Source organism: Calothrix rhizosoleniae SC01 (assembly GCF_900185595.1).
GTDB classification, from domain to species: domain Bacteria; phylum Cyanobacteriota; class Cyanobacteriia; order Cyanobacteriales; family Nostocaceae; genus Calothrix_A; species Calothrix_A rhizosoleniae.
The window spans coordinates 1-10,507 of the sequence record NZ_FYBH01000295.1 but is presented as its reverse complement, the minus strand read 5'-3'; the positions used below and the strand labels follow the sequence as shown (position 1 = coordinate 10,507).

The following is a 10,507-nucleotide window of genomic DNA, read 5'->3' as shown; positions in this document are numbered from 1 at the left end:
CAGACGTAAGGGTGCGTTGGCAAGTAAGCTACAACCCACCCTACAATTTTTCGCTAAATTTAATAACGAGAAGGGAGTAAACAGCTGCATATCTTGACATAACGCCTACAATTTTTTACTATTGATTGTTGCCATGACTGGAGATAATTGTGGAAGGCAGTAGATTTATCAAGTCCCTACAATTAGAAAACTTTCTTTCCTATGGAAGCAAAAGCGAAGAGATTGAACTGAAACCACTAAATGTATTAATTGGTGCAAATGCATCAGGAAAATCAAATCTCATTGAAGCGATCGCATTATTAAAAGCAACACCTACAGATTTACCAGCACCAATTCGACAAGGTGGAGGGATAAATGATTTTCTTTGGAAAGGAGATAAGAAAACTCCAGTAGCTAGAATCAAAGCTACTATAAATTATCCTCAAGCTAATCAGGATTTAAACTATCAACTTAGTTTAACCGTAGCAGGTCAAAAACTAGAACTAGTTGATGAAGCAGTCGAAAATCAAATTCCATATGATGAAGAAGAAGATGTATATTTTTACTATCGCTACCTACGTGGTCATCCGGTTTTAAATGTTAAAAGAGAAGATGAAGAACAACGAATAAAACGTTTTCTCCGCAGAGAAGATTTAATGGTTGATCAGTCTGTTTTATCTCAAAGAAAAGACCCAGATTTATATCCAGAACTTTCATTTTAAGCAACCATTTTTCACAAATATCTTTATATCGAAAATGGAATATTGGAAGAACTGCCGAACCAAGAAATGCTCAAAAAACTGACTTACCAGAACATCCACTTCTAGAAGATGGCAGTAATTTAGGACTATTTCTAAATAATTTACAACATCAAATAGGGAATAGAAAAATTATTGATAAAGTCAAAAAATTTTATGATTTTGCAGAAGAACTAAGTATAAAAGTGTATGGAGGAACGGTACAGATATTCATTCGCGAAGAAGGTTTAATTCAACCTATTCCTGCAACTCGATTATCTGATGGTACGCTTCGTTACTTATTTTTAATGGCTTTACTATTAGACCCGACTCCACCACCACTTATATGTATTGAAGAACCAGAAATAGGCTTACATCCAGATATTTTACCTATTATTGCCGAAATGTTAGTAGAAGCATCTCAAAGAACGCAGTTAATTGTTACAACTCATTCTGATGCTTTAGTTTCTGAGGTTCCTCCCGAGTCAGTATTAGTTTGCGAACGAAATCAGGAAAAAGGTACTGAATTGCAATGTCTTCAACCTGAAATTCTGAAAAAATGGTTAGAAAATTATACTCTTGGTGACTTGTGGAAAATGGGTGAAATTGGAGGAAATAGGTGGTAAAAGCAATTCGTATTTATATTGAAGGTGGTGGTGATGGTAAGAATACAAAAACTCCAATTCGTCAAGGATTTAGCCGGTTTTTTCAAGAATTAGGACAGCTAGCACGAAGCAAGAAGATAAAATGGAACATTATTATTTGTGGAAGTCGTAATGATGCCTTTCGTGATTTCAACAATGCTTTAATAGATCATCCAGATGCTTTTAATATACTTTTAGTTGATGCAGAAGCACCTGTTGTCGAAAACTCTCCTTGGGAACATTTAAAGATTAGGGATAATTGGATACCACCGGCTATAGATAAGAGTCACTCTCATTTAATGGTTCAAACAATGGAAGCATGGATGATTGCTGATATTGATGCTCTGAAAAAATTTTATGGTCAGGAATTTAAAGAAAATGCTATTCCCAAAACTAAAGATGTTGAAAAAATTGATAAAGATACTTTAGCATCAAGTCTTAAAAAAGCTACTTGCAGTACTACCAAAGGAGAGTATCAAAAAATAAAGCACGCTTCAAAGCTTTTAGAAATATTGGATACAGATAAAGTACGTCAAGCTTCTTCTCATTGCGACAATTTGTTTACAACTTTGGAAAGAAAGATAACATAGCAGTTTTCACCTTTGTGCAATTAATGAAATTTGCCACTGCGAGGTCATCCTGGTGTTTTTTATTCTTATTATTCATAAGTGTTATTATAAATTACGAAATAATACCGTATCGTAATAGCATGTAAATGAGTAAGCGTTCCCGTCCTGAGTACACCAATCAACATAGCACCCAGACTCTTCAACAAGGATTAGAAGAGTATTATAAGAACAATCCTAGTATCACTGACCCTAGAGAACTGCCCCCAGAATTTGCCCAAATTTTGTTGGCACACGATATTTCTCATATTGTTCTTGGTTGCGACACTGATATGTATGACGAAATCAAATTATTACCATTGAGTTTTTGGACAAGCGATTTCAAGTTTGGCGATTATATACGTACCCGCAACGACCCCAAAATCAGACCTGCAATAGACATTATGTATAACGATCTAATTAAACAGCATGGGGTGTTATGGCTGTATACTTCAATTTTGTTCGTTTTACCGCGACTACTACCAGAAATTTTAACCATCTGGTTTAAGACTCGTGGCACAAGAAAATATTACCCTTTTCTCGATTACAAATCCCTGCTCAATTGTTCTCTTTTGGAAATACGTCAAGAATTCGACCTCTTACCATTTATCAAATAAAAAGTTTTGCAATTAACTAATGGCAAAAATTGATGTCAATCTTAATATTGAGCTATTTTCATTTTCTCATTCCATCCAAACACCACCCTGTTGCACCATAAAATCAACAAAAGCTTGAATGCGTGGTGAAACCAATCTTCGCTCTAAATAAAGTGCGGTAAAGGGAACAAATGATGGTCTGTAATCAATTAAAATTTCTTCTAAAATACCTTCTTGTATAGCATTTATTGCCATAAAACCAGGCATTTGACTAATACCTACTCCCAATATTGCTCCTTGTCCCACTGCTTCACCATCATCAATAATTAGTGTCCCTGGAAAATTTTTGCGCTCAACCTCCTCATCAATAGTAAAAAACCAAGGTACTGGACGACCTGTTTTGCGATTACGGAAGTTTAAACAGTTATGTCGATTTAACTCATCAGGATGTTGAGGTCGTCCACAGGATTCTAAATATTCAGGGGTAGCACAAGTAATTAGGGTCTGCTGAATAACTGAAAAATATTGATTTATCAATGCTTTGAGGCTATTTTATTGGGAAATAAGTGCAAGGGAATTAGGATTTTAAACCTAAAATCCTTGCATCTGTGATTTTTTCTGGCAAAAATACTAGAAATAAGGAGGCTGGAACTACTCCCCACTCCCTACTCCCTACTCCCTACCCTCACCAAAAGACTTTTTCAGCAAGCCCTAATTAGAGGGTCAAGAAATAATCTTCTGGCAATCAGATTAGCACTATCAGCTAAAGTTCCCACCCGAATTACCACATCAAAACCTTCAGCAGCTAAATCTACATCTCTGTCATCCAGGGAAAGCTCCACAGATATTTGAGGGTAAACTTGTAAAAACTGAGCTAATAATCTTATCGACCATAAGCAGCAGACATACTAATTTTCAGCCGTCCACGGGGTTCTCTTAAGGTGTCTTGCAACTCTTGAGTCAAGTCATCTATTTTTGATAAAAGCCTGTGAGCAACTTCTTGACATACTCCCACGGATAGAATCCATGGGATTCTGGGGTCAAACAGCGATAGCAGGCACAGCCCGACTTACATCACCTAGCCCAATGGGTAATACCGAAATGGAAGCGACTTATCTCCATAGCGATTAATTAGCTCATCTGCAAGCAAATCAATTGGTTGCGAACAATCTGCTTGCTGAATAAATTTGTTGATTAGCCATATATAAAACAGAGTGATTGTCTCATGATATCCTTGGCTTTCTGTGTTTTCAATTCCACCAACAAAATTGTATTTTTTTATACTCTGGCGCAATATCGTGACAGATTCATCTTGTGGATAGTGGAGTAAATGCCACAATCCAACTCTGAGATGGGTGTGATGAGTCCACTCTGACTTGGGGAGAGTACATGATATAAATGCTTCTACCAATCTATCTGTTAATGAACTCATAACATTACAAACGGTTTTCATGAATCCCTAGCAACTGTCACAATTTTAAGGTGTTCTTCGTCTTAGTAAATAGAGACTGGAGAACCAAAAATCAACTATGAAACTACTGGAGATTCAATCAAGTGTTCTTCAAGAAGGCTCTATCTCTCGTGCCTTGAGTGCGGAGTTTATCCAAGTTTGGCAAATGTCTTATCCTGGTGCCGATTGTAAAATGCGTGATGTTGGGATAAATTCACCTGCTCATCCAATGGAAAACCTAGAGATATTTAATCAATATCATTCTTTACTATTTGCGATCGCAAGCTCGAATGCTTGGCAGTGTTACCGATGCCGAGGATATTATGCAGGAAGCTTGGATACGCTGGCAATTAAATCAGGCACAAGTAGAATTTTCCAAGGCTTTTCTATCCAGCATTGTCACTCGTTATCCTTGTATTAAGAAATTTTATACAGTGACTTCAGTCTTTTTACTCAGTTGACGATACCAATCAGCATTATCCCAATAGCTGGTAATTTTGGTAATACTTCACTGAGAGTTGAAAATTTAAATGCGATGGCGAAACTGTTTTGGTGTGACTCCTAAAAGTTTGCGAAACTGTGCCGTAAAATGACTAGGAGTAGAAAATCCAACTTGATAGGCTATTTCTGCTGCCGACAATCGCGTCACTTTTAATAATACTTTTGCCTGTTCGATTCTACGTTGGAGAATGTAACGATGTGGTGGTTCTCCTACTAATATTTTAAAGGTACGGGCAAAATGAAACTCACTCATGGGTACCAATGCAGCAAGCTCAGCGATTGTTAATGTTTTCGCTAAATTTTCTTCAATATAATCTTTGATTTCTTTGAGTTTAAAAGTATCGAGAGCACCTAATTCTGGGGAGAAATTCTCCCTTATTCCACAGTAATTTCGCAGTAAATGTATTGCGAGTAAATTGCGTAATGATTCCACATACAAATTACCAGCTAAACCACCATTAACTGCCTCTGACTTCAATAACTGTGCTAAATGTAAAATAGTCGGCTCGGGAAAAATTACCCTGTGTTCTAATTCAATAGGAGTTGATATTCCGTTGTCATCCGCCAATTGGTTGATTAATTCTGGTTTGAGTAGTAAATTGACATATTCACTCTCTTTTTTTCGTCGATGCCAAACAAACTCGCGGGATGAATATAAAAACACACTTCCTGCGGGCAGGGGAGTAGTTTGTGGTTTTCCTCCATCTACCGACCAAGTGACGCGATCGTGGGGAGCAAATGCTACACTAATCCCGTGTTTAGGCATGGCAAAATCAAAATCTCCCGTTTCACCCAAACGTCCGTACTCTACAATCAAGTCGCTCCACTCAGCCTTGATGATGGTAGCTTTTGCTTGCTGCTCTGGCTGTGGCATCGGGAAGTAGAATGCTTACATAAGTTTACTTATCTTAATTTACTATAGCAATCCCTACCATTTTCTTCGCAATCTCCTATAGGTTGGATAGAGATGGGCAAAAATTTTACACTTGATTGCTAATCTCACAAGTCATAATCATTGCATTCACAATTGCAAAAACGAATTCTTTACTTAAGATTTTGGGAGTTTCCATTTCGGTTCGCAGTAGATATGCTAGATGGAGTATTGAGGGATCAGTAATTTCTATCTGGATAAATTGGTGAGGTAAAGTAGAGATTGTTTGACCAGATATTTGTGCAAATAAAGATGGACTGAGGTTAATTTCTAAATAATCTCGCAGTGGATTCTGATAGATGCTGTTCAACCAATCAGCTTGTAATTTTTCTGTGTTACTAACATACATAATTAAAGCATTTTTCAGCAAATTTATTGAAAGTATGTATTTGATGCTCATATCATCCCATGAAGCTTCAATAATCAAATATTTTGGATGCATAAAAGCTCCTATATTCGGTTTGTAGATACTCGATTTATTTGAAAAATTCGAGTATCTAAATAATCTTAATTTTCTAATAAACTTCTGCAAATGACGATAAAATCAGCACATTGGAATAAAACATTTAAGACACTCCTGCACCAGTAGATTTACTTAACACATTGGGTTGATATCCATCAGGTTTATCACCAACTGTTGCACCACCATTAATCATTCCTTGAATCTCAGCATCAAAGAAGGTGTAAGGAAATTGTGATTCTGGTTTACTGACTGTTTCAAGACGATTTGTAAGTTCTGCGGGAATGTCAAAATCTAGTGCTTTGATATTATCTTCCAACTGGGATAATTTAGAAGCACCAACAATTACCGAAGCAATACCGGGACGGTTTACAGCCCAATTAACGGCTACTTGCGCCATACTGTGTCCTAATTCCTTGGCTACAGCCTCTAACTCTGTAACAATCTGCCAATTTCTGTCACTAATTTTTTGAAATGCTGGATTTTCAATCCCGCGAGTGGTATCTAATCTTCCTTCCCCAGAAAACCCATCCTCCCTAGGCTTATATTTACCACTTAAAAGTCCGCTAGCTAAAGGACTCCAAACCATAGTACCCATTCCCAATTGTTGACCGAGGGTAATAAATTCCCGCTCAATGTTACGCTCAACTAGAGAATACTCTAATTGCAAAGCCGAAATTGGCTCATAGTTGCGATATTCAGCGATTGTTTGCGCTCTGGCTGCATACCAACTAGGTACATCACTCAACCCTATATGACGGACTTTTCCTGCACTAACTAAGTCATCAAGGGTACGCATTACTTCTTCTGCGGGGGTAATTTTATCCCAGGTATGGAGAATATAAAGGTCAATATAATCTGTTCCTAAGCGTTTTAAAGAACCTTCCACAGCTCGGATAATATTTTTACGTCCGTTACCACCCGCATTGGGGTTTCCTGATTCGGCATTGTAACTGAACTTGGTAGCGATAACAACTTTATCACGGAGATTTCTTTCAGTAATAAATTTACCCAGCCAAGTTTCGCTGGTTCCATTGGTATATAAATCTGCGGTGTCAATAAAATTACCACCAGCATCGACGTAGGTGTTAAACATTTGTTGTGCAGCGTTTTCATCGGAACCCCAACCCCATTCTGTACCAAAAGTCATGGTTCCTAAAGCAAGGCGACTGACACGCAGTCCAGAACATCCGAGGGTATAGTAAGTATTGAGTGACATATTGATAATTCCCTGTGTTTTTGTATTAGTTCTACTTTAGGTAATTAGTGAGGTGAGTACATACACAATTCTTGCGGGGTTATGTCGAAATCTTGCTTGAATATTTAGACAGATTTGCACCCAGTAGTGCAGACGTTTTAATCTGCAAAATTTAAGCTTGAGCGTTTTATATTTAATTGCACCTAGCTACTTCCATAGGATATTTTCCCATCATCTGACCAATTTCCACAGCTTCCCCTTCAGGGGTATAAACCACCCCTCCAGACATCGCCAGTACAAGCCTTTCTCTACTTGCCCATTCAAACCAAGCACTCACATCCGATGTCACAGTATTTTTTGCCTTTTCACCATTCCTACAGCTATTGATGAACAAACCAGTTGGATTCTCACACCACCCCTCATTAATCGCTTCCTTCACACGAGCGATCGCACCTTGCACATTCCCTCAATATTTCTTGACCACACCCAAACAAGGCTCTTTTCCAAAATATATTTGATAAAGCTGGGTGTTTTATTTTTTTGCTCTCCCTAAATCAATACCCATCGCACCAAACTTAAAATAAATGAATGTATGTCAGATTGTATTTCACCAAGGTAAAATGTGCTGTAAGTAGTTAAACATAATTAATTACACAATGTCATTGCGAGTGTGACGGAGTGAAACGAAGCAATCGCAAGGGTTAGGGCTATTTTGCGTAGTTTGTAATAATGGTAAATATTTTTGTTTGATTACTTATCTAAGCTGAAATATTTAAAATTATAGCCATTATGAATAATTTACGAGAAAACCAATCTCAACGGGCTAAGGTTGTTCCTAAAAAACAAACCATAACTAATTCTCCTCAAGTTGATACTCACCCAGTTAAAAAACTACAAGGGATGGTTGGGAATAAGGCTGTTGGTAAATTATTACATTCACAGCATCGCACATATGGGAAACCCTTATCTCATAAATCATTATTTCATGGTCTATCCCATGAGTTAATGGGTGGACAGCAAGGTAATTTAGTGCAAGCTAAGTTAAAGATTGGTAAAGTTGGCGATCGCTATGAGCAAGAAGCGGATTCTGTGGCGGAGCGGGTGGTGCGAGAAATGGATTCCCCACAACCCCAGCAAACTAAGTTGGGGAAAACGATGCAATCTCCTGCTTTGATGTGTAAGACTGATGGGAACGGTGGTGGTATGGCAACTTCCCCAGAGTTTGAGGCATCCCTAAACCGAGAGCGTGGTAGGGGACAACCTTTGGATAAAAGTATTCAAGAGCCGATGGAGCAGGCTTTAGGTAGAGATTTTAGCGGGGTGCGGGTACATGCAAATCCTTCTGCTAATAGTTTAAATCAGAAAATTGGGGCTAAAGCGTTTACAACGGGAAGGGATGTGTTTTTCCGTCAAGGGACTTATCAACCAAGTACCCAACAGGGAAAACGTTTGATCGCTCATGAGTTGACTCATGTAATGCAACAGAGTAAAGCGAAGAATTTGTTACAAAGAGATATTAATAGAGATGAAAATGAAGACTCAGAAATCATTAATGATAAAATAATCGACCAAATAATGGCTTTTAAACCTGAAAAATATCAGCAAGAAAGCACTAAACAAATTCTAGAAATGCAGCAGCTTTTTTATGACGAAATGGCAGGGGAAGAAGAATATGGTGATTGGTAAAAACTAAATAAATTAGATTATTTGACAGAAGAAAATTTATCAAAAGAACTTCAAGAAGAAGAACTTCAAAACAATCAGACAAATCAAACTATAGAGGAAACTAAAAAACAAGTAGGAAAGTTAAAAACAATATTAAATGCATTGGAGACAAGTGGTTTATTAGATTTAGTTAATAAGAGTAGTAAATTGATCCCAGGCAAAATAAATAGCTTACTTTATGAAAGCAGCACACCATAGATAATTCGTAATTATCGCTATGTCCAGATTTAATCCTCACTCACGAAAACTTACATCCCAAGAATGGGAAATAATTGCTTGTGAATCAATTGAAGATAACAACTGTCAATATTTAATAATTGCTGGAATCATTGGCGGATTAATTACAGCCAGTGCCACAGCTTTTCCCCCAACAGGTTTTTTGATTGCCCCTTGGAGTTTTCATACTGCTTGGACGCGGACTCAAAAAAGTAATCGTAATGAAACAGCTATCAATAATTATGGTTGTGTTGCCTATGTACTTTTAGGTGATAATTTGAAGGATTTTCGCAATCAAGTGAGTGATGCAGAAGCGATACGACAAATAAAATGGGCAGTGGAAAATGGCTATACTGCTAGTAATGATGCCCTTGATTTTTTAGAGATACAATCACCATTATTGCCTGACAAAATACAGACTCCATCTCCAGTGCAATCTGCTGTACCTATATTAAATTCAGAAAATAAAGAAACACAATTAGTCACATTTGAACAAGAAATCCCTGATTTACCAGCTGACTTGGCAAGCAGTTTGAAAAACTCGTTAATTGTTGGCGTACCTGGTTCTGGGAAAGGTATATTCGTCACTAATGCCCTGGAACATCTCAAGCAAGATAAGCAGCATCAAGTCACTGTCTTTTATATTGATCCCAAAACCCAGTTCAGACCCTTCAGGTAGATTTTCCAAGAACAATAATTTTTCAAATTCCCATCTCTACTTATTCTCACATCGTTTTATGCTTGTGATATAAGCATTTTTGGGGGTGTGATGTCAGGGATAAATATTAGCGAATCCATTATTCGCCACAACGCAAATGCCAAATCATTTCAACGAGGTGAGGCTGGTTATCGCATGGGTTCGGTGCTGTGTGTCACCCAACGTGGAGAAGAAATTCAAGCCGAAGTTCAAGGAAGCGAAGAAAACCCTTACCGCGTTACCATCGGATGTGATAATGGTAAATTCACTGCTATTTGTACCTGTGCCTATAATTATGACGGATGGTGTAAACACATTGTCGCTACAGCTTTAACTTGCATCCATGAAGCCAACACCATTGAAAAACGTCCTACCCTCCCACAGCTTTTAGATAGACTTAATCATATTCAAACTCAAAGCTTGGTACAAGAATTAGTTGAAGAACATCCAGAGTTAATTGATGAAATTGATGGTTATGTAAATGCCATTGCATTACCCACACCCGCATCAAAAACTACCAAATCACCACGTAAACAAACTGTTAACACTGCACAAATTAAAGCCAAGGTACGCCAAATTTTTCGCGATGCAGTTAATAGTTGTGAAAGTGGCTATGATTATGCAGATGAAACCGTCAACGAAGAATTACTCAGCCTCATTCAAGATGCTGTTGAATATTGCCACAGAGATAATGTAAACAATGCCTTAGCAATTCTAGAAGCAATTACAGACGCTTGTGTTTCCGACTGGGATTATATAGGTGACTAC

Annotated in this window: 16 protein-coding genes and 1 pseudogene; 9 read left to right on the top strand and 8 right to left on the bottom strand. The window is 37.7% G+C overall.

Features of this window, described 5'->3' with window-relative positions:
- Positions 1-149: 149 nt before the first annotated feature.
- The 4 genes from CALSC_RS27565 to CALSC_RS17820 all read left to right on the top strand — a co-directional run bounded on the left by CALSC_RS27565 (position 150) and on the right by CALSC_RS17820 (position 2,582).
- Positions 150-701, top strand: coding sequence for an AAA family ATPase (locus tag CALSC_RS27565; RefSeq protein ID WP_235006837.1), 552 nt, complete (start codon positions 150-152; stop codon positions 699-701).
- Entirely contained in the window at positions 656-1,342 is a 687-nt protein-coding gene (locus CALSC_RS27560; protein WP_327331546.1) for an AAA family ATPase, read from the top strand. The genes CALSC_RS27565 and CALSC_RS27560 overlap by 46 nt, the downstream gene beginning before the upstream one ends.
- Positions 1,336-1,950 (top strand): DUF4276 family protein, encoded by a 615-nt coding sequence (locus tag CALSC_RS17825; RefSeq protein WP_088242642.1) that lies wholly within the window; start codon positions 1,336-1,338, stop codon positions 1,948-1,950. Before CALSC_RS27560 ends, CALSC_RS17825 begins: the two co-directional genes overlap by 7 nt.
- 125 nt (positions 1,951-2,075) lie before the next feature.
- A complete protein-coding gene (locus CALSC_RS17820; RefSeq protein WP_088242641.1) occupies positions 2,076-2,582 on the top strand; it encodes a hypothetical protein in 507 nt (168 codons plus the stop codon).
- Positions 2,583-2,648: 66 nt separating this feature from the next.
- Here CALSC_RS17820 and CALSC_RS17815 read toward each other — a convergent pair whose 3' ends face one another.
- The 4 genes from CALSC_RS17815 to CALSC_RS17805 all read right to left on the bottom strand — a co-directional run bounded on the left by CALSC_RS17815 (position 2,649) and on the right by CALSC_RS17805 (position 3,993).
- A complete protein-coding gene (locus CALSC_RS17815) occupies positions 2,649-3,098 on the bottom strand; it encodes a substrate binding domain-containing protein (RefSeq protein WP_235006836.1) in 450 nt (149 codons plus the stop codon).
- Between the two features lie 164 nt (positions 3,099-3,262).
- Positions 3,263-3,403: a hypothetical protein gene (locus tag CALSC_RS27065; protein WP_235006835.1), complete on the bottom strand. Its 141-nt coding sequence runs from the start codon at positions 3,401-3,403 to the stop codon at positions 3,263-3,265.
- Between the two features lie 41 nt (positions 3,404-3,444).
- Positions 3,445-3,576 (bottom strand): hypothetical protein, encoded by a 132-nt coding sequence (locus CALSC_RS27900; RefSeq protein WP_268807222.1) that lies wholly within the window; start codon positions 3,574-3,576, stop codon positions 3,445-3,447.
- Between the two features lie 63 nt (positions 3,577-3,639).
- Positions 3,640-3,993, bottom strand: coding sequence for a hypothetical protein (locus tag CALSC_RS17805; protein WP_088242640.1), 354 nt, complete (start codon positions 3,991-3,993; stop codon positions 3,640-3,642).
- Between the two features lie 97 nt (positions 3,994-4,090).
- On the opposite strand from CALSC_RS17805, the gene CALSC_RS27555 reads away from it, so the two are divergent.
- Complete coding sequence (locus CALSC_RS27555) at positions 4,091-4,432, top strand: NADPH-dependent FMN reductase family protein (RefSeq protein WP_235006834.1); 342 nt, start codon at positions 4,091-4,093, stop codon at positions 4,430-4,432.
- A 105-nt stretch (positions 4,433-4,537) separates the two neighbouring features.
- On the opposite strand, the gene CALSC_RS17795 is transcribed toward CALSC_RS27555, so the two are convergent.
- The 4 genes from CALSC_RS17795 to CALSC_RS17780 all read right to left on the bottom strand — a co-directional run bounded on the left by CALSC_RS17795 (position 4,538) and on the right by CALSC_RS17780 (position 7,561).
- Positions 4,538-5,386 carry a helix-turn-helix domain-containing protein gene (locus CALSC_RS17795; protein WP_088242639.1) on the bottom strand — a complete coding sequence of 283 codons (849 nt, stop codon included), beginning with the start codon at positions 5,384-5,386 and terminating at the stop codon, positions 4,538-4,540.
- A 106-nt stretch (positions 5,387-5,492) separates the two neighbouring features.
- Positions 5,493-5,885 carry a hypothetical protein gene (locus CALSC_RS17790; RefSeq protein WP_088242638.1) on the bottom strand — a complete coding sequence of 131 codons (393 nt, stop codon included), beginning with the start codon at positions 5,883-5,885 and terminating at the stop codon, positions 5,493-5,495.
- Positions 5,886-6,009: 124 nt separating this feature from the next.
- Positions 6,010-7,122: an aldo/keto reductase gene (locus CALSC_RS17785; RefSeq protein WP_088242637.1), complete on the bottom strand. Its 1,113-nt coding sequence runs from the start codon at positions 7,120-7,122 to the stop codon at positions 6,010-6,012.
- Between the two features lie 172 nt (positions 7,123-7,294).
- Positions 7,295-7,561 carry a hypothetical protein gene (locus CALSC_RS17780; RefSeq protein ID WP_088242636.1) on the bottom strand — a complete coding sequence of 89 codons (267 nt, stop codon included), beginning with the start codon at positions 7,559-7,561 and terminating at the stop codon, positions 7,295-7,297.
- A 329-nt stretch (positions 7,562-7,890) separates the two neighbouring features.
- On the opposite strand from CALSC_RS17780, the gene CALSC_RS17775 reads away from it, so the two are divergent.
- From CALSC_RS17775 to CALSC_RS17760, 4 genes and pseudogenes are all read left to right on the top strand, one after another.
- The gene (locus CALSC_RS17775; protein WP_088242635.1) at positions 7,891-8,787 is read left to right on the top strand and encodes an eCIS core domain-containing protein; all 897 of its coding nucleotides are present in this window, start codon (positions 7,891-7,893) and stop codon (positions 8,785-8,787) included.
- Positions 8,788-8,808: 21 nt separating this feature from the next.
- Positions 8,809-9,024 (top strand): hypothetical protein, encoded by a 216-nt coding sequence (locus CALSC_RS17770; protein WP_088242634.1) that lies wholly within the window; start codon positions 8,809-8,811, stop codon positions 9,022-9,024.
- Between the two features lie 19 nt (positions 9,025-9,043).
- Positions 9,044-9,721, top strand: a complete 678-nt coding sequence (locus tag CALSC_RS17765; protein WP_088242633.1) for a P-loop NTPase family protein — start codon at positions 9,044-9,046, stop codon at positions 9,719-9,721.
- A 90-nt stretch (positions 9,722-9,811) separates the two neighbouring features.
- A pseudogene (locus tag CALSC_RS17760) lies at positions 9,812-10,507 on the top strand (SWIM zinc finger domain-containing protein); the annotation flags it as partial.